The organism is Paraburkholderia sp. RL18-101-BIB-B, from assembly GCF_046026985.1.
In the GTDB taxonomy this organism is placed as follows: domain Bacteria; phylum Pseudomonadota; class Gammaproteobacteria; order Burkholderiales; family Burkholderiaceae; genus Paraburkholderia.
In genome coordinates this window covers 12,901-33,111 of the sequence record NZ_JARESV010000069.1, presented here as the reverse complement: position 1 = coordinate 33,111, position 20,211 = coordinate 12,901, and the positions used below count along the sequence as shown (strand labels likewise).

Genomic DNA, 20,211 nt, shown 5'->3' with positions numbered 1-20,211 from the left:
TGCGCGATGGGCAACGGCCACGCTTGCGGGGGCTGCGCCGACCGCAGACAAAATGTCTCGCCTACTCAGCCTATAGCCTTCGAAGAACCGCCGCCATTGGACTTTGGTTCAATGGGCTTTGTCGCAATAAGGGACCTGCTATGCTGAAGTCTCGAGAACGAACGATCTGATCGATGAATCTGAACCTGAATCCGGCTGTGGCGAAGGTGCTCAAGCGTCTGCACTATCCGCTTGAAGTAATCCTTCTCTGCGTACGCTGGTATGTTGCGTATCCGCTGAGTCTGCGCCACCTCGAGCAGATGATGGCCGAGCGAGGAATTTCGGTTGACCATTCGACCGTGCATCGCTGGGCGCTCAAACTGTTGCCGGTGCTGGAGAAAGCGTTCCGACGCTGCAAGCGGGAGGTCGGCACTACTTCGGGTCAGGGGCGAATGGAAATATCTGTATCGCGCCGTGGACGAGGCTGGCAACACGATCGATTTCCTGCGGCGAGCCCATCGTGACAAGGTTGCGGCCCGGCGCTACTTCGAAAAGGCGATTGCCCGGAACGGCGAACCGCAGACCGTGACGATTGATAAAAGCGGATCAAATCTGGCGGCGCTACGGGTGCTTAACGCTCAACGTGCGCCGATCAGGATCCGCCAGAAGAAGTACCTGAACAACGTCGTCGAGCAGGGCCACCGTGCCATCAAGCGTCGCACCCGACCAATGCTGGGCTTCAAGAATTTTCGTTGTGCACGCATCATTCTGAGCGTTTCGAGTTCATGCACATGATCGTCAAAGGCCAGATGAAAGACGGGGGCATCGCGCAAACTCCCGCCCAGCAGATTTACCCGTTGGTCGCATGAGTAGTCCTCATCATATCGAAATTTGTCTGACTCGCCTTCCCTATAGCGACAAAGCCGGCCGAAGTGCCTATGCGGGAGAACCCGGGTTTTCCGTTCACCCGACACGGGTTGGAACTCGCGAGTATGTCACTTTCGCCGATACCGGTAGATGCGGAAGGACTCAATATCGACTACGGCTTCCAACATGAGCCGAATACCGATCTGGTTGTCGTAACTCCCGGGCAGCAGGCACCGCTCGGTCCCACGCTCTCACTCGCCAGGCGTCTGCGCCTTCTCGACTGGGCTGCGAAAGAAGGAGCCTGGGTCCTTGAAGACGACTATCTGAGCGAGCTGCAACTGACGGCACGCGCCGCGCCGGCGCTCGCGTCGCTTGATCGTGGCCAGCACGTCATTCATATTGGCTCCTTCAGCAAAACGACCAGTCCTGCATTGCGATTGGGATTCGTTGTCGCCCCCTTGCCGCTTGTATCCCGGTTCGCAGAGTTGGCAGCATGCCTGGCTCCGTCACCTTGGCTGTCTGTGCAACTCGCGACGGCGCAGTTCATGCACGACGGACACTACATGCGTATTCTTCGACGCATGAAGCGGCTCTATGTCGGTCAACGCGACGCGTTGCTCAAATGCCTCGATGAGCGTGCTTTCGAGACAACGACTGCCGGCTTGTCCGTACTTGTGCGGTTGCCCGACGGCGTCTCGGACATCTCCATCGCGAGAGCATTGTTAGAGTTCGGATTGGGTCCCGCACCGCTGTCACCGTGGTATGCGTCGCCAGCCTCTGCGAGATCAGGACTTTTGTTGGCTGTCGCGACCTCACCGGAGAGAAACCTCGTCAATTCCTGCGACCGGCTGCGTGAGGTGATAAGACGCTATACATGAAGCATGTAATGCTACGTCAGAGCCCAATCAGCCTGCGGCCGCTTTTCGACTTCCTTCAGACATCCGAGATATTCACACCACCGCCTGCAGTGGCCGACTCCTGCCCGACAGAATCGTCGGCAGTCGACCCTCTTCTGCCCTTCGACCCGGCGCGACCTTAATGGCAGCCTCCGAGGTTCAACGGTCATTCGTGCTGCCTTTCGACATCTTCTGGATCTGCTGATCAGGGTGAATCCTCGCTTGGGAGGTGCCTCGGCACGTCATGGTCAGGCGCAACGGAGGCATCGCGCCCGAGGCGTCCGGGCGCTGTCGCAACAGTCACGGATTGGCTGATTCGAAAGTAGATTTCTCAGAGTACGGCGTTCCTTATTTTCACGGAATCGGACCAAAGTCGCATTGCCGCTTTTCGTGCCGAAGCCTACATTTTGAAAGCAGCTCCCAAAAATACCTCTGGATCGCCGGAGAGTCAGTGTGGTGACTCTGAGGAGGGACAACTTTACGTGGATTGAACCGTGTGACCGTTCGCAATGATCGACCACCCCACCAGGATCGTCGATTTCCAATTGTTGTCACGTGCAAACCAGCAATCGCCGTGGGATTTATCGCGGTTCAACAGGAGTGAGCAATGAAAGCAATCAGGACATTCAGGCTGATGGGTGGCCCATTGATCGTCGTGGTATCCATCAACGCGTCGTCGCAGACTAGCGAATCTGCGGCGCCGTCGACTCAATCAATTCCCGTCTTGTTGCCATGCTGAGTCGCCTCGTCAGAAGTCGCTCCTGCCAGCCATCTGGAAGGTAGCAAACTACATGAGGCAACAACAACAAATAACCTGAGTCAATGCGCTACCGTGACGATTCGTCATGCAAAAGTACAATCCGCGGCGCGAGCCGGCCAGGAGGAGGCGAGCATGGAAACCATCGTGAAGGCGCGTGGGAAGGCCAAGACCAAAGTCCATAACGTCGTGGAGGATGTCCGGGTTCTTCGCTCCCGCGCAGAGCGTCTCGCCGCCGGTCAGGCGTTGCGCGATAAGGTGCCGCGCGGCAGCCACGCCGACTGGACACCATCGGCCCAGCGCCGGGATCCCATCGAGATACTGGAAGAATCGAACCAGGACCGATTGCCGGAACTGGTCCCGATCCGCTATGGCCGTATGCTCCGCAGTCCCTTCACGTTCCTGCGCGGCTCGGCGGCGCTCATGGCCCACGATCTCGCGACTACCCCAAGTACAGGTCTTCGAGTACAAGCCTGTGGAGACTGCCACCTGTTGAATTTTGGCCTGTTTGCCACCCCGGAGCGCAATCTGGTCTTCGATCTGAACGACTTTGACGAAACGCTGCCAGCGCCCTGGGAATGGGACCTCAAACGGCTGGCCGTCAGTTTCGCGATTGCTGGGCGCGATAACGACTTGCCGGATGCAGATTCCCGGACAGCCGTCCTCGAGTGCGTGCGCACATATCGGGAGCACCTGCGGGAATACTCCCGGATGAATCCGCTGGAAGTCTGGTACACCCGCCTGGACATGGAAACCCTCATTGCGATGGCATCCGATGAAAAGGTCAAAAAGACCCGCGAACGACTGGCAGAAAAAGCCCGCCAGCGTGTTGTCGAAAACCTCTTTCCCAAGATCACCGGCGAAGTGGCTGGGCGACGTCGCCTGGTCGATCAACCGCCGCTGCTCTACCACGTCAGTGACCCGGGCTTCGAGGAACGGGTTCGTGAGGCACTGGCCGACTATCGCCAGTCGCTGTCCGACGAACGCCGTGTCCTCATGGATCGCTACCACCTGGAGGACTTCGCCCTGAAGGTCGTGGGTATTGGCAGCGTCGGCACCCGGTGCTTCATCGGGCTGTTTTTCGACGAGGAAGACCATCCCCTGATCCTCCAGTTCAAGGAACAGCGCCGGTCGGTCCTCGAACCCTATGCGGAAAAGAGCCACTATGACAATCAGGGACAGCGCGTCGTCATGGGACAACGGCTGATGCAGTCCTCCAGCGACATCTTTTTAGGTTGGTTGCGGGGACAGCGAGGCTATGACTTTTTTGTGCGCCAGTTGCGGGACATGAAGATGTCGGCTCCCACCGAGGAAGTCACGCCCGCGCAGATCAACCGCTATGCCGGGCTCTGCGGCTGGACCCTGGCCCGCGCCCATGCCAAGTCCGGGGATGCCACGACTATCAGTGGCTATCTGGGCAAGGGCGACACCTTTGACGAGGCCATCGGCACGTTTTCGCTCGCCTATGCAGATCAGACGGAGCGTGATCACGCGGCGCTGGTGAAGGCGGTACGCACTGGGAGGCTGGAAGCTCTCGTTGAGGAATAGCGTCCTCGACGACTCGCCCGCATTGGTTGTCGTTAGTTATGTATCGGATTTCCGGCGTGCTCGATCTCTGCGATGCGGCACGACGCGTTAGGGCGAGAGCGTAGGAGGCAATCTTGCCGACGGGCAGGTTGGCGCACGGCGGAACGCTGTATCGCGGATTCGAAACGCCCTAAGTTCTGAACGACGGCGGTTTGACTTCGCGGATTGTCGTTCAGATGGTGAGGACATATCATGACGGGACTTCGCTTTGTTGGCGCCTTGCTGGTCGGGATTTCGGTGCTCTCGTCGTCGGCGCGAGCCGCGTCGGGACCGGGTGCATCCGCTGTGGCACAAGCATCGTCGGCCCCGGCTGCTGTTGCGAAAACCCGCCAGTTGAACCTCGCGGTCAAACCGTGGACCGGAGACTTCGACGCGATGCTCGAGCGCCGCTCGATCCGCTTTCTGGTGCCGTTCAGCCGTACGCTGTACTTCAACGACAAAGGTCGAGAACGCGGTCTGACCGCTGAACTCGCGCGCGACTTCGAACGTTACGTCAACAAGCGCTACGCCAGCCGGCTCGGCAAACGCCCGGTGACGGTCTTCCTGATTCCAACGACCCGGGACAAACTTCTGACGAACCTCCAGACCGGGCTGGGCGATATCTCGGCGGGCAACCTGACGGCGACCGACGACCGGCGCAAGCTTGTCGACTTTGTTGCGCCGCGTGACCGCAAGCCGGTCCGGGAACTGATTGTGACCGGTCCCCGCGCTCCGGCTATCGCAACCCTGGACGACCTCGCGGGAAAGCAGGTGTATGTACGCAAGGCGACGAGTTACTTCGAGAGTCTGACGGCGCTGAACGACCGGTTCAGGAAAGCGGGCAAGCCGGTCATGCAGATCACGCTGCTGCCCGACGCACTCGAAGATGAGGACACGCTCGAAATGCTCAATGCGGGAATGCTCGGCATCGTAGTGGCCGACGACTGGAAAGCAAAACTGTGGGCGCAAGTTCTGCCTCGGATCAAGGTCAGGGAGGATCTGGTGGTACGCAGCGAAGGCTATGTGGGTTGGGCGATCAGGAAGAACAGCCCGCAACTGCAGGCTGCGGTGACCGATTTCTATAACGAGTTTCTCAAAAAGCAGGGCGTCATCGACTATCGGCTCGCACAGTTCATGAAGCGTATCAGGCAAGTCACTGATGCTTCGGGTGCGGTGGAGCGCAAGCGTTTCGAAGAAACACTTACCCTCTTCGAGAAGTATGGCAAGCAGTATGGCTTCGACCCTCTGATGCTGGCCGCCCAAGGCTATCAGGAATCGCAGTTGAACCAGTCGGCGCGCAGTCACGTTGGCGCGATCGGCGTCATGCAGTTGATGCCGGGAACAGGCAAGGAAATGGCAGTCGGCAACATCGCTGTAACCGAGTCCAACATCCATGCGGGCACCAAATACATGGATCGGCTGATGACACGCTACTTTCCGGACGCGCACTTCGACGATGACAATCGCACGTTGTTTGCCTTCGCGAGCTACAACGCGGGGGCGGCCAATATCGCAAAGATGCGCAAGGAGGCCGCGGCCCGCGGGCTGGATCCGGACAAGTGGTTCAACAATGTCGAAATCGTAGTCGCGGAGAAGATCGGTATCGAAACCACGACGTACGTACGCAACATATTCAAATATTACGCCGCATACCGCTTGATCGCCGATGCTCAAGCGGCCAGAACCAGGGCTTTAGGGAAGATGCAGCCGCCGAATTGACAGGACGTAAGTGTGGTGGAAGGCGATTGAGATCGACCAACTCATTGAAGCATAAGGGCCCGGCACTGCCAAACTGGCAGACGGCCCAGATGAAAGCTTAAGGCTACGCTGAAAATGGTCAACGGCATTGGGCGTTCAATCGTTAGATTTGCATGAAACAACAGACCCTTGCGATGGCGGCCGATCAAGGCGCCGGATTTGAACAGTACCGTCGGCCAACCAAACGCGATGTGTTCCTTGAGACGATGGAGCAGATCGTGCCGTGGGCGCAACTGTGCGAGGTTGTCGAGCCGTACTATCCGAAGGGTCAAGGCGGTCGCCCGCCAGTGGGTCTGGAGCGCATGCTGCGCATGCACTTTGTGCAGCACTGGTTCAACCTGGCCGATGAAGCGTGCGAGGAGGCGCTGCTGGATAGCACCGCATTGCGGCGATTCGTCGGGATTGACCTGGGGCGCGAGCGGGTTCCCGATGGCACGACGCTGTTGAAGTTTCGCCGGCTGCTGGAGCGCAACAAGCTCGGCGAGCAGTTGTTCTCCAAGGTCGGCGAAGTACTGCAAGGGCATGGGCTGAAGGTTGGCACCGGCACGATCGTGGATGCCACCATCATCGGTGCGCCCAGTTCCACGAAGAATGCGGACAAGGCACGAGACCCCGAATTGCATCAGACAAGGAAGGGCCAGCAGTGGTACTTCGGCATGAAGCTGCACATCGGTGTGGATAGCCAGACGGGACTGGCACACAGCGCGGTAGTGACGGCGGCAAACGTGCACGACAAGCATCCGCTGCCGGCGCTGCTGCACGGCGACGAGCGGCGTGTGTACGGTGACAGCGCCTATGCGAGCCAGAAGGAACTCATCGCCAGCAAGGCGCCGAAAGCGAAGGACTTCACTAACCAGCGTGTGCGCAACCGCAGTGGTGAAGTCGATGAAACCAAGCGCTCGAAAAACCGCAACAAGTCGAAGATTCGTGCCCGGGTCGAACACGTCTTTGCGGTGGTCAAGCGGCTGTGGGGCTTCGGCAAGGTGCGCTATCGCGGCCTCGCGAAGAACGCCACGCGTGCCTTTACTGCACTCGCGCTGGCCAACATCTACATGAGCCGCACGCGGCTGATGGCACAGGTGCGTCCATAAGCAGCCGATGGGTCGAGAGCCCACTTGCCAGGTCCTTCAGGGCCGGGAAATCGAACCAGTCGCATCGCTGATCTCACGTTCCGAAATTCAGCATCAAGCTGTCGGCGAAAACGGTGGCTTCTTCAGCGTAGCCTTAAGTCGATCCAGCGCGCCCAGACTCATTGGAGCTTTGCAGCGGGAACCAAGGTGTCACCTCTCAAGATCTGAGCGAGAGCGCGTTGTCGACAAAACGGAACCGTGTGCAACATGACTATCAGCCCATGCGGACGACGCACCAAAGGATCTCGCCAGAGGTGAAAAATCAGTTGGTGCGCGAGTGTGCGACGTTCATCCTTTGCGAGAATTATTTCCAGTGCATCAACATGACGTTCACGCCGAGTTCCGTTCCGGTTGCCAACCGACTCATTTTTTTATTTAGAGACCGTTTCAAACAGAGATCCCGGAGAGGCTATTGACAATTCCGGCAAGCTGCTAGCCTTCCGCACAGCGTTTGTTTGCATGGCCTGCACACTCAGGTCCATACTCACGTCAGGTTCCGTGATAGCGAAACTGCCGACCTTTTCGCCTGCCCAGATTGTGATAGAGGGAAGGCTGGTGCCGTCGCACCGCCACGCTCTCGCGGTTGTCTGCATCGATCGATACGCTATTCAAGGTTTCCAAAAGTCGGAATTCAAAAAATCTACGCGTTCCGCAAGCCCTTGCCCGGCAGTCGTCGCGAAAGCGTCTCGTCGAAGTCGGCCAGGGTTGGCATCTGCATCGCGGGTCTGCGCTCAAGTGCTCCAAGCGAAGCCCTCCAGGCATCGAGGATCTCGAGACGCTCCTGGTGTTCGATGTACGGCACGTGATACGCAAAGAAGGGGTCGAGAACGTCGAAGCCAACATAGCCAAGGGTTCCTTGCAGGAGAGGACGCAACATCATTGCGAGATCGCCATGGATCCCACCGTCGCAAACCATCGATTGCCGGCTGCCGAGCGTGGCGCAGACCAGAGCTTTCCTTCCAATCATTCCGCCACGGTCATAGATACGTCGGCCACCGTAGAACGCTCCTGAGACGAAAACCCTGTCTATCCAGCCTTTGAGAATTGCAGGCATGGAGAACCAATAGATGGGGAACGTCAGAAGCAGCAGGTCACAGCGGCGGACTTTTTCGACTTCATTCAGGATGTCGGCTGACAGTGTTCCTGTCTCAAGTCCGTGCCGTTGCTCGAGGGCATAGACAAGATAGTCGCCGTTTTGAGGAACCCCGAAATCGGCAGCATTGGCTACTGGATTAAAGTTAAGTGCATACAGATCGGTGACTTCAACGCTGTGGCCGGCCGCAGTCAGTACGTCAACGGCGGCGTTTTTCATAGCCGACGCGAATGATTTAGCCTCTGGATGAGCGTGGACAACAAGTACTTTCATCTTCTACTCGACTCCTGTTGGCCCCCCCTGCCGCCAGGCATGGATGAAGACCGTTCGATTACTATGGCGATCGTTCGCCCCCGCCACCGTATGTGGTCGTACATTCCATACTTCCGTGCATACGGAGTTCGTACCCGGGGTTGTATGAAGAGTCGAAGGCCAACGTGATTAACACGCACGAGACCGGACATGCGAGGAAGTTTTGCGGTGCATAGCCGCAAGCCGGATTCTAGTGGTCGGCCGCAGCCAGTACGGGAGCAAACTCCGCCCGCACGTCGCCCTTGCGAGGCAGTCCCATAATCCCGCGCGCTTCAGCTGGCGTTGCAGGCTCGTAGCCCATCTCGCGCACGAGGCGCACGATCCGCTCGGTCAGTTGAACGTTAGTGGCCAGTTCGCCTGGGCGATAGTACAAGTTGTCTTCCAGCCCAACGCGGACGTGGCCGCCTAGCAGCAACGAATTCATCGCCGCGGGCAACTGCGCGGGCCCGATACCGCTGACACAAAAAATGCTCCCCTTCGGCAGCAGGTCTACCATCGATTGCAGCACACGCGGCGTGTATGGCATCGCGTTCTGAAAGCCGCGATGGACACCAAGTACAAGGTTGATAAAAAACGGCTCTTCGTCGAACCCTGCCGCTGTCAGAGTCGCGACGTCCTGGACGATATGAGTCGGGCTGAAAACCTCCCACTCTGGCTTGATGCCGCGTTTCTTCATTTCCTGAGCCAGATACTTCGAGCGTTCCGGCGACGTGTGCATCAGCAGTTCCTTGCCACCGAAGCTCGCGATGATGGTTGTCGCATCGAGCGTGCACATCTCGGCGCCAGCATCCATGCCCTTGAGACGCTCTTCCCACAGAATTTCCCAGTAGCCGTTCGGGCCTTGCGCAATCATGTCGCCATGCACGCCGCCGCCTGTGGAGTTATTGATAACGATGTCGCATTTGTCGCGGATGCGGCGGTTGATGTCGCGGTAGATCGACGCATCGCAGGTTGCGCCGTCGTCTGGGCGGCGAGCATGCACGGCCACGACGCTGGCGCCCGCGTTATAGCAGTCGTACACGTCGCGAGCGATCTCGTCGGGCTGCGTCGGCAGATGGGGGTTTTGTGATTTGTATGCCATGCCACCTGTTGGCGCGATTGTCACGATAATCTTCTGTTTGCTCATGTTTTCTCCAGATATTTGATGCGCCTGCGTTGCTGCATCGGGCAGGTTACGTGGCTCCATGCTCCGCTCAGTTAGCGCTCGACAAGGTCCTTAACCGCGGTGAGCGTGACCGGAAGCGAAACTTCGTGACTGTGCTCGATAGCCTGTACGAAAAGCCAGGTGGCCAAGGCGATGACGCCGATTGCGCCGAAGGTAGTTAGAAACTTCATCTCATTACTTGCAGGTTGCTACTGGCTTGCGCTTCGACTCAAAGCTCCGGGTCCAGAGGGAACGAAGCGTCCGCGCTGGAGACCGGCTCTCATACGAATATCCGCGAGCAGCCGTAGGTCCATCAGAAATAGTGGCGCAGGCCCATCATGACCGCGGTCGTTCCCATACCGGGCGCGACCGGCTGGCCGTAGGTGATCGTCTGGGTCATGGTGCCCCGGTTGTTCACGTAACCCACCTGCCCATACACCAGCGTGGCCTTGGACAGGCTGTATTCGGCGCCCGCGGCGACTTCGGTCGACTTGTTCGTCGAGTTGTTCCTGTCCTTCAGGTAGTAGAGACCGCTCGTCACCTGGAATGCCGGCGCGAAACGGTAACCGAGCCCGAACGAGTACAGGTCGAGGTTGACCTGATCCGAGTGCGACGGATTCTTGCCGTTGCCGTACGACGCGGAAACCGAAAAACCCTTGATCGTGTACAGTGCGCCCAGATACCAGAAGCGGTTGTTGTTGAACCCGGTAGGGACCGCCCCTGGTGCCGGGCTGGTGTCATGACCGTTGTAGTACACCGCCGACAGCTTTAAGCCATAGTTCGAGTACTTCAACACCGCCGACTCGCGCGTGCCACCCTGAAGACTTCCTGCGACGCCGCCGGGCGCATATTCGAGCGCGGCGCTCACCCCTGCGAAGGTGGGCGACTGGTAGACGATCGCGTTGCTGTCATACAGCGCGCCGATCGCTGCGTTGGTACTGGTGCCCGTCCAACCGGCTGCCGTATTCATGCCGATCCAGGCGGTCAGGATGCTGCCGAAATACTGTCCCGAGCGGGCGTCGGTTTCGGCCATCGCGTAGGCCATCGGCACGATCTGGCGCCCCGCGGTAACCGAACCGAACGGGGCGGCTATTCCGACGCTCGCCACCTGATTAAACTGTGCCGCGACGCCTGGGGTGTCGGACAGTCCGAACTTTCCGGTGCCGCTATCGAAGACGCCCTGCAGCTTGAAATTGACGGAGTAACCGCCACCGATATCCTCGGTGCCCTTCATGCCCCAGATGCTGGAGTAGATCCCGCCATCCTTGTAGCGGTAAACCTTGCCAAGGTTTTTCGCCGCAGGGCTAAAAGACGCCGCTGAGGTACTCTGATAGAGCAGGCCCGCGTCGACAACGCCATACAGCGTCACCGAAGATTGCGCATAGGCCGAGCTTCCCGTAGCAGCCAGCGCGGCCGCCATTACCCACTTCAACTTCATTTCGTCTCCTGCTTCATTTTTGTCGTCAACAACCGTAATCAGTTCAATCCGAGCTCACGAAGTCATGCCTGCCCGCTCATGACGTCAACAGATAGTCCGAATACTGTTCGCGCAGCCTGCTTTTCAGTACCTTGCCCGTGGCGCCGACCGGCACCGCATCGACAAATACGATGGCGTCCGGTGTCCACCACTTCGCGATTTTCCCGTCGAGGAACGCGAGCAACTCCTCTGCGGTCACTTTTGCATCGGGCTTTTTCACGGCAAGGAGCAATGGCCGCTCGTCCCACTTCGGATGCTTAGCCGCAATGCACGTCGCGCTGGCTATCGCCGGGTGGCTGGTGGCGATGCTTTCGATTTCGATCGAACTGATCCACTCACCGCCGGACTTGATCACTTCCTTGCTGCGATCCGTGATCTGCATGAAGCCGTCAGTGTCGATGGTCGCGATATCGCCGGTCGGGAACCAGCCATCCCCGTCGGCATCGATCTGCAACGGGTTCCCGCCCTCGTTGCGGAAGTAGTTGCGCACCACCCACGGGCCGCGCACCAGCAGTTCACCTGAAGTCACGCCGTCCCAGGCCAACTCCTGACCGCTCGCATCGACGATCTTCATATCGATGCCGAACACTGCACGGCCCTGCCTCGATTGCACGGCACGCCAGTCTTCAGAGCGCATCGCCAGATGTTTGGATTTCATCGCGCTAACGGTGCCGAGCGGACTCAGTTCGGTCATTCCCCATGCGTGTAACACCTCTACGGCGTGCCTATCCTGAAACTCGCGCAGCATTCCTGGAGGACACGTTGCGCCGCCAATCAGGGTGCGTTTCATGGTGGAGAACTTCAGGCCGCCTTGTTCCAGATAATTCAGCAGGCCCTGCCAGACCGTTGGCACGCCGGCCGAGAACGTCACCTGCTCGGCTTCCAAGAGCTCGTACAGAGATTTGCCGTCCAGCCCGGGGCCCGGGAAGACCAGCTTGGCGCCGACCATGCATGCAACGTACGGGATGCCCCATGCATTGACATGGAACATCGGCACCACTGGAAGAACCACGTCTCGCGCCGAACAGTTCAGTGCATCCGGCAGCGCTGCAGCGTACGAGTGCAACAGCGATGAGCGATGGGTGTACAGAACGCCCTTGGGGTTGCCTGTCGTGCCCGACGTGTAGCACAAGGTCGAGGCGCTATCCTCGTCGAAGTCAGGCCACCCGTATGTGGACGAACTCCCCTCGATCAGGTCCTCATAGCACAGCAGATTGGCAATGCCAGAATTGCGTGGCATGTGCTGACGGTCGGTCATGGCGATGAATGCCTTGACAGTCTTGCAACGCTCGGCAATGACCTTGACCAAGGGCAGGAAGGTCAAATCGAAGAACAGATACTGGTCTTCTGCATGATCGACGATGTAGGCAACCTGGTCCGCGTGCAGGCGAGGATTGACGGTGTGCATCACCGCCCCCATGCCGCAAATACCGTAGTAAAGCTCCATGTGACGATAGCCGTTCCATGCCAGCGTGCCGATGCGTTCGGACATCTTTACGCCGAGGCCGGTGAGCGCACTAGCCACCTGACGAGCGCGGCGGTGACATTCGCGAAAGGTGTAGCGATGTATGTCGCCCTCTACCCGACGTGAAACGATCTCTGTGTCGCCATGGTGGCGATCCGCATGCACGATGAGCGAGGAAATCAACAACTGCTTCTGAAGCATCAAGCCGTTCATTGCGGCACTCCATTCTCTAAAGTAGGGTCGCCGGGCGACGCGAGCCGTGACACCTTCGCGCTTCGACGGTGTTCGAGCAATTCCGCGACGGCGGCCTTGTGCTCGTCATTCATCTGGTCCCAACGGCCGATCTCCAGCAGCGTTCTCCAGCAGCCCTGGCAGAACGTGCCGTTATGATCCATTCGGCAAATATTGATGCACGGGTTTCGGACCTCATCGCTTTGGCTCATGCGGCTCTCCCGGTCATATCGCCAAACCGCCATTCGGGTTGGTCACCGCCCTCGCGAGGTGGATGGCGATAGCACCGCTCAGGCTGCCGACCGGCGCCGGCGACCAGGGCAACCTGCCCTTTCAGATTGGGACCTTGATTTTTCATCGTGATCATCTTTCAGCTTGGAGGACGCCCGTCTCAATGACTGGCTGTCGACCCGAGGCGCGCGCAGCGATTGCGAAGAACAGCGCCGACGTGATCGCCACCGCGTCCGTGGCGAGCAGGACGCCGGTCAACGGGGCCGTGACGCCCGACCTGCGCAGGTAGTCCACCGCCATGCCTACGGCCAGGTTGCCAATGGCGATCGGGAATACGTTGATGCACAGCATCGTGAAGCCAGAGATCGTCGAGCGCATGCTTTGCGGCGTCATGCTCATGATGGCGGTGTTGGCGGGCCCGTACAGCGCCAACGGCAGGAAGAATCCCGCGCACATGCCGACGTCGAACAGCGGCGAGTCGGGAGCCACGAACCGACAGACGATCATCAGGGGTGCACAGGTCGCGACCAGCAGGACCATGAATCTCGCTTGTCCGCCCGGCAACTTGCCGGCCAGGCGATCGCCTATCACGCCGCCCACCACTGAGCCCAACGTGCCAAACAGGAGTTGCAGCGCACCGATGCGGGTGGCAATCCCGGCCGCGTTCATGCCGCGCTCGTTGACAAGCCACAACTGAGTGAAGGACAGGCTGGCAAAAACCAGATGTGCCAGCACGAAGCCAATAATCGTGGAGCGCAGCGCGCAGTTTCCACCGACGAGGCGCAACGCCGCGAGCACTTGTGGCAGGAACGCTGCGCCGCGTTCCTGATGAGCGAGCTGGCTCCGGTCTTCCTTCAACAGCATCAGCGACAACGCGATGCCGATCCCGATGATGCCCAGCGCATCGAAGGTCGTACGCCAGCCCCGCGTGGCGCCGACAGTGCCAGCAAGTAGAAAGCTGCAACCGATTCCCAGGGGGATGCCCATGAAGAAGAGCCCCATTGCGGTGCCTCGTCTCTTCTCGGAAAACAGTTCAGCAAGCAGAGCGACCGCGGCGGGCACGAGGGCCGCCTCGCCGCTCGCCACGAAAAATCTCGCCATCACCATCTGCTCGAAACTGTGAGCATGACCGGACGCCCAGGTGCACACGCTCCAGATCAATACGCCGGCCGCAATGACGCGCGTACGGCTGAACCGGTCCGCCAGCGTTCCCATGAACATGGCCATGGTGCCGAAACTCAGCACCCACACCGCGCCGACCAGAAAGCCGTACTGGGCATTACTGAGTCCGAGATCACCGATGATCTGCGGCGAGAATCCCAGCAGCATGTTTCGGTCAATGTGGGCCAGCAGATGGATCGCCAATAGCGACGCCAGTACGGCAGAAGGGCTTTTTTTCCAGAACATCGCGTCTCCATGCCTCAAAGGGTTGGGGTTCGAAGCGCGGCGCCATGCCGTGCGTTGCGGCGTCACGCCTCGGTATCCCCGGTCAGGCAGCCTTGCGTGGGGCCCGGTCGTTTCCTGCCGGCACCCGGTTCGGCGCCATGCCCAGGTGTGTCAGCGTCTCGTCGGCGCAGCCCCATTGGGTGCCGACCTGATAGATGCGCCGGGCGTCGTCTCCGCTCGCAATATCGCGATTGAGCTCGCGCGCGATGCGCACCATCTTTTCGATCTGCTGCACGGAGGTCGCACGTTCGCCGTCCGGGCCAAAGAGCGTGTCCTCGACACCCACGCGCACGTGCAGACCCAGCGCGATAGCCATCGTGTTCATCGGCACCACGTTGCGGTTGAGCGTTTCGATCGTAAGCACGGCGCCGTGCGGCGTACGGCGAACGAACTCGATCATGTCCGCGGGATGCAAACCGGCCGCACCTCCGCCGATGGCGACATAGTTCAGGATCAGCGGGCCGGTATAGGCTCCGCGACGAATCAGGCGCTCGACTGTTTCGAGTTGCGTCAGGTTGCCCAGCATGAGGTGGGGCTGAATGCCGCTCGCGACCAGGCGCCTGATGTGCTCGACATGCCACGACGGGTTGGACGGCACAATCATGTCGCGGTAGGCGGCCTGCAACGCGGGGTTGGTGAGCGAGGTGCCGGCAACATCGGCCTCGGTCATCAATTCCATCACGTTCATCTGGTTGGTATTGATCGCGACAGTCACCTGGTCCGGACGCGGATCGAGTTGGGCCAGCATATGGCGTGTGTCGTCGTTGAGCCACTTGGCCGACTCGCCCTCGTTTTCCGGGGCGAACGAGATCGAGCCGCCGACCTGCAGGATCATCTTCGGCACGGCCTCGCGCAGTCCCGCGAGCATCTCGTTGAACTTTGAAAGTCGCTTGCTGCCCTTGCCGTCGTCCTCGCGCACATGCACATGCAGCACGGTGGCACCGGCGTTATAGCAATCCACCGCCTTCTGGATCTGCTGATCCATCGTCACCGGGATATCGTCGGAATCGGCGGGAATCCATTGCGGTCCGTACGGCGCGACCTGGATCACGAGTTTTTCCTGGTTTTCAGGCAGCAGGGAGTCGTCTAGGAAGTGCATATTCGTTCTCTTCTGTGTATCGTTAAATGGGTGTGTTAATCAAACGGCAGCGTGCGCGCCAGCCGCTTTTGTCGACTCGATAGCAGCCAGTTCTTCCAATAGAATCGGTGCACCCATGCTGGAGGAATGGATTCCGAGGACGCTAATGGCTTGCAGGACGGCGGCAATTTCTTCCTTGGTGGCGCCCAGTTCGAGTGCCTTGCGGATATGCCGGCGCGTGCCCGGGGCGTACATATGCGTGCAAGACGCGTCGACTGCGATGGCGAGGAATTCAAATACCTTCGGCTCCAGCACACCTGACAGCATCGGGTGCATGCCCATCGCCATGAACTTCTCGGCCCAGGCGGGATCTAGTTCGGCAAAGGCGTCCCAGGCGGGATTCCAGTTACCGCTGGCGCGCAGTTGATCGCAGATTGGGGTAGCGCTGGCGCTCGTCTCGTTTCTCATGGCTCGCCTCCTTGACTCGTTGGAAGGGCGCGGGACACTCGTGTGCCGTACGCGTAGAACCAAGTATCGGCGATCTGGGAATGCCGATTTGACATTCCGGGACAATAGATTTACATTTCGGGACACCCTTGAGAGGCGACGATGTCCTACCTGCTGCGTAGCGCGAGTCTTACCAACTACGTCGAGGTCGCGCGATCGGTGGGCCTGGAGCCGTACCAGCAATTAAGAGCCGCCGGGATCAATCGGTCGGCATTGCTGGACCCTGACATCATGATTCCGGCCGATGCGGTGGGACGCCTGCTGGAGATGTCGGCGCAGGCCGCGGCTATCGAGGATTTCGGGCTGCGGATGGCCGAGACCCGGCAGCTCTCGAACCTTGGCCCGCTCGGCTTCGCTGTGCAGGAACAGCCAACGCTACGCAAGGCGCTCGAATCGACGGCGCACTACCTGCGACTCCATAACGAAGCCCTCCATATGCGCATCGAGGAAACGGAAGGCATCGCCATCATCCGGCAAGACATAATGGGCTTGCCGGCTGGCTCAGTGCGCCAGGCAGTTGAGCTGGTGCTAGGCGTCCTATACCGGTTGCTGAGCATGATTCTTGGCCCCGCCTGGAAGCCGCGCAGCATCTGCTTCACGCACGATGCTCCGGCGAGCATCGCCATGCACGCACGGGTGTTCGGCGCCCCCCTCGAGTTCAAGCGGGATTTCGACGGCATCGTGTGTGTCGCATCGGATCTCGACGCTGCGATTCCAACCTATGACCCGGTCATGGCGCACCTGGTGCGCCGCTATCTGGATTCGATGCTCGTGCAGTCCAATGCAACCATGGCCGACAAGGTACAGAAGCTGGTCTTGGCGTTGTTGCCGTCATGTGAATGTTCGGTTGATCGGGTGGCGCAACATCTGGGCGTGGATCGTAGGACAGTGCATCGTCACCTCGCGCATTGCGGCGCCAGCTATTCGTCGATTGTCGACGCGGTACGGGTCGAGTTGGTGATACGGTACGTCGACAGCCGCGATCGTCCGCTGTCCGACGTCGCAACGCTGCTTGGCTTCTCGTCGCTGAGTGCTTTCTCCCGGTGGTTCGGCGGCCGCTTCGGCTGCAGCGTTTCGACGTGGCGCGGTAGAAATCAATAGCAAAGCATCACACGGGCCGGCGATGCGTCGCTTTGGTCCGCAAGTTCATCTGGCCGGCATCAACGTGGCCGAAGCGCTGTTCACGGCGAAGGAGCGGATGCGTACGCCGACCTGCTACCAGGGCATTGAAAAGCGTTGTGAGCGTAGCGCAGTTCGCTGGCACGTTGCGATGCGACCCGGCAAGCGCCGGCAACTGGACCTGAGTGATTGACCGGATGCGATATTCGACCAGATCGAGCGCCTGAACGCTGGCATCCGTGCCGGGGTCGAGCATCCGTTTCGCGTCCTGAAGCACCAGTTTGGCTACACGAAGACGCGGTACCGCAGCTTGATGAAGAATACCGCCCAGATCACAACGCCGTTTACGCTGAGTAACCTGTGGATGGCGCGAAAAGCTTTACGCAAAGCGTGAAACGTGTGTGAATTGACAACGAGCGCCGCAGCAAGCAAGACGCAAAGCTTTGGAGCGCATATTCAACAGCGTTCCCGACGCTAGTAACAAGCGGACAAAGGAATAAGCCTGACACCTGAAAAAACGGGTTCTGCAGATGGTGTACCGGCTCCGGTTGTTTGGACACGCTTTTGCTCAGGCGGCCAGCTTCATTAGCCTCTCCTGACGGGCTTCGAGGGGTGATTTGAAGCCCAGCTTTTCAAGACGCCAGTCGCGATTGTATCGATCCTTGAACGCGATGGCGGCAGCACGAACGTCGGCCAGGCTTCTGAAGATGCGCCCATGGATAGCCTGTTCTTTCATTGTCCGGTTGAATCGCTCGGCGACGCCGTTGGTCTGTGGCTCGGCGACGAAGGCGTAGCTCGGCGCGATGCCCCAGAACCTGATCTGGTCGCGGAAGTCGTCCGAGGTGTATTGCGAACCGTGATCCATGCGCAGCGACAACCCGCGGCCCGCGTCGCCCTCTGGCTCGGTCACGAGAGTATCGAGACCACGCACATTTACATCGACGCCGACTTGGCAACAAAGGAGCGAGCCCTTGAGAAGCTCGGGCCCACAGACGCAACTTCACTTAGGTTCAAGCCCACCGACAGCGTGCTTGCCTTCCTGCAACAGCTCTGATTATCTACAGTTGGTCCGCCGGCACTCCAGAAACATCGGATCGTCAGCGGTCCAACTGTGTACAACCCGGAACTGTGCCTAAACGCGCTAATGCTCTGCAGCGTATTAGCGCGTACCTTGTTCATCCCCCTATTTCATGCTTGAAACAGTTTTCGACCAAGCTGTTCGGTTCGAAGCACCGTCGTGCATCGCGATGAGTACTGGGGCTAGGCGAAAGCGTCAAAAACAAAACAGTGGCAGAGGATGAAGGCGCGGGCTCTGGTGAAAATTTGAAGGTAGATGGATTAGGCTCAGCATTTTGACGCGCACAGGGCAAACAGATGAGTAAGCTTGGGTATTCGTTCGATCCGTGCAAAATCTGGCGGTAGCGGGGTAAGAAACCGCTTGTAGCAAGGCTCTGCGGCCTCAGGCTTTTGCAACTTGACGGATTTTCAACTCGTTGATCTGAAATTGATTTTTCGTTCAAAACGCCAGAAAATTCACGGAAAGTACGAATACCCAGCTTCCCGTCCGCTTTACAAGGCCTGTCGACCCGCAACGAAGCGTCACGTTCGACCACTGCAGACAGACGAGAAAGGAATCGCTTTCGCCGTCGTCAATAGATGAAGACAACTGTATCCTTGGCAAGGCTGCCCACGCATCGCGCACCTCAAATTGGATTTCATGCACAAGCTCACGACTCGGCTCTGCCGCGAGAACCAAGCGGTGGTTATCGAGGACCTGAACGTCAAAGGGATGCCGGCGAACGAACGACTTGCCCGGTCGATCTCGGATGTAGGCTTTGGGATCTTTCACCCCTTGATGCGTCGCTACGTCGCGCCGAGGTATTTCAACGGAGCCGCATCGATTTGCGTCGTCAAGTTCCTGACCGAGCCGCTGCTGGGAGGCAAGCCCAGATGAACGTTGCGCGTCCTCGCGGTTCGTATTACCTGAAGGCAGCCGCCCGCTGTGCGCCGCTGGCGGCTGCCGCCGGCTTCGCCGTGGCAACCCCGTTGCCAACGCCGCCGTGCGGGACACCGCCGGTGCCGGCCTACGCGTCGCTGGGCGTGCAACCAGCAATGGCGATCCTGGGCGCCGAGGAGCTCGATGCGAGTGTGTGGCGGCCGTCCTCGTGTACCGGATGGCCTGCCGCGTCCCGCTCCCGGGTTGTCGTCGCGGTCGCAGGGCTGGTCCACGTCGCTGGCGGTCCCGAGACGCTGTTGGCACGTGCCGGGGCGGTCTCCGCCCTGCGCAGCATGCGCTACTGGTCCACAACGGACAAGACGTGGCGTCCCTTGTTCCTGGATGCCGCAGCGCTGGCCGGACCCGTCGAGGGCGGGGAACGGCGGGGTGATTTCAGTCCGTCCGAACTGCAAGCCGGTCGAACCTTGTACTTCTGGGTGCGCGACAGCCGCTCTGGCCCCCTGGTGTACCGGATGCGGGTGCTGAAGCACAGCCCGCAGCGGATGGCGCTGGCCGAGGAAAATGTGTCGCCGGTCCGTGCCTTCGGACTGACACTGTTTCAGCCTGCTGCGCTGCAGACGGTGGTGTTCGCACAGCGCCAGACGAACGACGTATGGGGGCTGTATATTCTTGCGCGCATCGACCGGCAAGCCAGCAGTTCCATTGCGAGCGGGCACGAGGCTTCTACGGCGAACCGGGCGCTGGCACTGTTCCGGTACCTGGCCGGCGTCCCGACCGACGCGGAACCACCGGCCGTTCGATGACTTGGGACGTGACGCAACAGGACCCTCGTCAATGCGCCAAACACCTGCTGCGGCGCTCTCTCGCGCTTTCCTGCAGGACGCGGCCGCGGGCGCGATGTGCGGTCTCACATTTCCCGGTGTTGTTCGTCTGGGTCGAAATCTGTCGGTAGTTCACAATAATCCCCGCTTATGCGAACTCATTTTCTCCCACCCATTTTCTGACCAAGGGCTATTGAGTTCCCACGTCCGACCACGAGCAGTTCGCGCTAACGGGGCGTATCGGCCGCTGTTCTCTACGTACGGCAGCACCCGGCCCAGGAACGGTCCTTCACAGTCAGCTGGCGAACGTCTGCCGATGAGCAATGAGTTGCCATTTGACGAAGCGACGGCGACCGACGATTTGTCGGACGAGCCAG

The 20,211-nt window shown here is 59.5% G+C and carries 18 protein-coding genes and 2 pseudogenes; 9 read left to right on the top strand and 11 right to left on the bottom strand.

Features of this window, described 5'->3' with window-relative positions; genetic code table 11:
* Positions 1-173 precede the first annotated feature (173 nt).
* The 5 genes and pseudogenes from P0D73_RS42500 (at position 174) to P0D73_RS42480 (ending at position 6,914) form a co-directional block, all read left to right on the top strand.
* Positions 174-848 (top strand): annotated as a pseudogene (locus tag P0D73_RS42500) (IS6 family transposase).
* 69 nt (positions 849-917) lie between these two features.
* A complete protein-coding gene (locus P0D73_RS42495) occupies positions 918-1,724 on the top strand; it encodes an aminotransferase-like domain-containing protein (protein WP_408320026.1) in 807 nt (268 codons plus the stop codon).
* 910 nt (positions 1,725-2,634) lie between these two features.
* On the top strand, positions 2,635-4,047 hold the full coding sequence (locus P0D73_RS42490) for a DUF2252 domain-containing protein (RefSeq protein ID WP_408320024.1): 1,413 nt from the start codon (positions 2,635-2,637) through the stop codon (positions 4,045-4,047).
* A 231-nt stretch (positions 4,048-4,278) separates the two neighbouring features.
* Positions 4,279-5,784: an MltF family protein gene (locus P0D73_RS42485; protein WP_408183687.1), complete on the top strand. Its 1,506-nt coding sequence runs from the start codon at positions 4,279-4,281 to the stop codon at positions 5,782-5,784.
* Positions 5,785-5,936: 152 nt separating this feature from the next.
* Entirely contained in the window at positions 5,937-6,914 is a 978-nt protein-coding gene (locus P0D73_RS42480; protein ID WP_408183739.1) for an IS5 family transposase, read from the top strand.
* Between the two features lie 679 nt (positions 6,915-7,593).
* On the opposite strand, the gene P0D73_RS42475 is transcribed toward P0D73_RS42480, so the two are convergent.
* The 9 genes from P0D73_RS42475 to P0D73_RS42435 form a co-directional block, all read right to left on the bottom strand.
* Positions 7,594-8,319 carry an NAD(P)H-dependent oxidoreductase gene (locus P0D73_RS42475; protein ID WP_408183346.1) on the bottom strand — a complete coding sequence of 242 codons (726 nt, stop codon included), beginning with the start codon at positions 8,317-8,319 and terminating at the stop codon, positions 7,594-7,596.
* A gap of 229 nt (positions 8,320-8,548) precedes the next feature.
* On the bottom strand, positions 8,549-9,484 hold the full coding sequence (locus P0D73_RS42470; RefSeq protein WP_408320021.1) for a beta-keto acid cleavage family enzyme: 936 nt from the start codon (positions 9,482-9,484) through the stop codon (positions 8,549-8,551).
* A 71-nt stretch (positions 9,485-9,555) separates the two neighbouring features.
* Complete coding sequence (locus P0D73_RS42465) at positions 9,556-9,693, bottom strand: hypothetical protein (RefSeq protein WP_408183349.1); 138 nt, start codon at positions 9,691-9,693, stop codon at positions 9,556-9,558.
* Between the two features lie 122 nt (positions 9,694-9,815).
* On the bottom strand, positions 9,816-10,940 hold the full coding sequence (locus P0D73_RS42460) for a porin (protein ID WP_408435765.1): 1,125 nt from the start codon (positions 10,938-10,940) through the stop codon (positions 9,816-9,818).
* 76 nt (positions 10,941-11,016) lie between these two features.
* Positions 11,017-12,657 carry a 3-(methylthio)propionyl-CoA ligase gene (locus tag P0D73_RS42455; RefSeq protein ID WP_408320017.1) on the bottom strand — a complete coding sequence of 547 codons (1,641 nt, stop codon included), beginning with the start codon at positions 12,655-12,657 and terminating at the stop codon, positions 11,017-11,019.
* Positions 12,654-12,887, bottom strand: a complete 234-nt coding sequence (locus P0D73_RS42450) for a DUF1289 domain-containing protein (RefSeq protein WP_408320015.1) — start codon at positions 12,885-12,887, stop codon at positions 12,654-12,656. The genes P0D73_RS42455 and P0D73_RS42450 overlap by 4 nt, the downstream gene beginning before the upstream one ends.
* Positions 12,888-13,038: 151 nt before the next feature.
* Positions 13,039-14,313, bottom strand: a complete 1,275-nt coding sequence (locus tag P0D73_RS42445) for an MFS transporter (protein WP_408320013.1) — start codon at positions 14,311-14,313, stop codon at positions 13,039-13,041.
* Between the two features lie 82 nt (positions 14,314-14,395).
* Positions 14,396-15,451: a beta-keto acid cleavage family enzyme gene (locus P0D73_RS42440; RefSeq protein WP_408320011.1), complete on the bottom strand. Its 1,056-nt coding sequence runs from the start codon at positions 15,449-15,451 to the stop codon at positions 14,396-14,398.
* A 39-nt stretch (positions 15,452-15,490) separates the two neighbouring features.
* Entirely contained in the window at positions 15,491-15,898 is a 408-nt protein-coding gene (locus tag P0D73_RS42435; protein WP_408320009.1) for a carboxymuconolactone decarboxylase family protein, read from the bottom strand.
* Between the two features lie 141 nt (positions 15,899-16,039).
* Here P0D73_RS42435 and P0D73_RS42430 point away from each other — a divergent pair, with 141 nt between their 5' ends.
* The gene (locus tag P0D73_RS42430; protein ID WP_408320007.1) at positions 16,040-17,038 is read left to right on the top strand and encodes an AraC family transcriptional regulator; all 999 of its coding nucleotides are present in this window, start codon (positions 16,040-16,042) and stop codon (positions 17,036-17,038) included.
* A gap of 7 nt (positions 17,039-17,045) precedes the next feature.
* Here P0D73_RS42430 and P0D73_RS42425 read toward each other — a convergent pair whose 3' ends face one another.
* Entirely contained in the window at positions 17,046-17,312 is a 267-nt protein-coding gene (locus P0D73_RS42425; RefSeq protein WP_408320005.1) for a hypothetical protein, read from the bottom strand.
* On the opposite strand from P0D73_RS42425, the pseudogene P0D73_RS42420 reads away from it, so the two are divergent.
* Positions 17,286-17,450, top strand: a pseudogene (locus tag P0D73_RS42420) (transposase); the annotation flags it as partial. The gene P0D73_RS42425 and the pseudogene P0D73_RS42420 overlap by 27 nt on opposite strands.
* Before the next feature lie 174 nt (positions 17,451-17,624).
* On the opposite strand, the gene P0D73_RS42415 reads toward P0D73_RS42420, so the two are convergent.
* Positions 17,625-17,966: an integrase core domain-containing protein gene (locus tag P0D73_RS42415; protein WP_408320003.1), complete on the bottom strand. Its 342-nt coding sequence runs from the start codon at positions 17,964-17,966 to the stop codon at positions 17,625-17,627.
* An 807-nt stretch (positions 17,967-18,773) separates the two neighbouring features.
* Here P0D73_RS42415 and P0D73_RS42410 point away from each other — a divergent pair.
* Both P0D73_RS42410 and P0D73_RS42405 read left to right on the top strand, forming a co-directional pair.
* Positions 18,774-19,010 carry a hypothetical protein gene (locus P0D73_RS42410; protein WP_408320001.1) on the top strand — a complete coding sequence of 79 codons (237 nt, stop codon included), beginning with the start codon at positions 18,774-18,776 and terminating at the stop codon, positions 19,008-19,010.
* Positions 19,007-19,816 (top strand): DUF6675 family protein, encoded by an 810-nt coding sequence (locus tag P0D73_RS42405; protein ID WP_408435763.1) that lies wholly within the window; start codon positions 19,007-19,009, stop codon positions 19,814-19,816. Before P0D73_RS42410 ends, P0D73_RS42405 begins: the two co-directional genes overlap by 4 nt.
* Positions 19,817-20,211: the final 395 nt, after the last annotated feature.

Coding starts and splice junctions, on each gene's coding strand:
- P0D73_RS42495 (WP_408320026.1), top strand. CDS start 918: ATGCGGGAGAACCCGGGTTTTCCGTTCACCCGACACGGGTTGGAACTC.
- P0D73_RS42490 (WP_408320024.1), top strand. CDS start 2,635: ATGGAAACCATCGTGAAGGCGCGTGGGAAGGCCAAGACCAAAGTCCAT.
- P0D73_RS42485 (WP_408183687.1), top strand. CDS start 4,279: ATGACGGGACTTCGCTTTGTTGGCGCCTTGCTGGTCGGGATTTCGGTG.
- P0D73_RS42480 (WP_408183739.1), top strand. CDS start 5,937: ATGAAACAACAGACCCTTGCGATGGCGGCCGATCAAGGCGCCGGATTT.
- P0D73_RS42475 (WP_408183346.1), bottom strand. CDS start 8,319: ATGAAAGTACTTGTTGTCCACGCTCATCCAGAGGCTAAATCATTCGCG.
- P0D73_RS42470 (WP_408320021.1), bottom strand. CDS start 9,484: ATGAGCAAACAGAAGATTATCGTGACAATCGCGCCAACAGGTGGCATG.
- P0D73_RS42465 (WP_408183349.1), bottom strand. CDS start 9,693: ATGAAGTTTCTAACTACCTTCGGCGCAATCGGCGTCATCGCCTTGGCC.
- P0D73_RS42460 (WP_408435765.1), bottom strand. CDS start 10,940: ATGAAGTTGAAGTGGGTAATGGCGGCCGCGCTGGCTGCTACGGGAAGC.
- P0D73_RS42455 (WP_408320017.1), bottom strand. CDS start 12,657: ATGAACGGCTTGATGCTTCAGAAGCAGTTGTTGATTTCCTCGCTCATC.
- P0D73_RS42450 (WP_408320015.1), bottom strand. CDS start 12,887: ATGAGCCAAAGCGATGAGGTCCGAAACCCGTGCATCAATATTTGCCGA.
- P0D73_RS42445 (WP_408320013.1), bottom strand. CDS start 14,313: ATGTTCTGGAAAAAAAGCCCTTCTGCCGTACTGGCGTCGCTATTGGCG.
- P0D73_RS42440 (WP_408320011.1), bottom strand. CDS start 15,451: ATGCACTTCCTAGACGACTCCCTGCTGCCTGAAAACCAGGAAAAACTC.
- P0D73_RS42435 (WP_408320009.1), bottom strand. CDS start 15,898: ATGAGAAACGAGACGAGCGCCAGCGCTACCCCAATCTGCGATCAACTG.
- P0D73_RS42430 (WP_408320007.1), top strand. CDS start 16,040: ATGTCCTACCTGCTGCGTAGCGCGAGTCTTACCAACTACGTCGAGGTC.
- P0D73_RS42425 (WP_408320005.1), bottom strand. CDS start 17,312: ATGCTCGACCCCGGCACGGATGCCAGCGTTCAGGCGCTCGATCTGGTC.
- P0D73_RS42410 (WP_408320001.1), top strand. CDS start 18,774: ATGCACAAGCTCACGACTCGGCTCTGCCGCGAGAACCAAGCGGTGGTT.
- P0D73_RS42405 (WP_408435763.1), top strand. CDS start 19,007: ATGAACGTTGCGCGTCCTCGCGGTTCGTATTACCTGAAGGCAGCCGCC.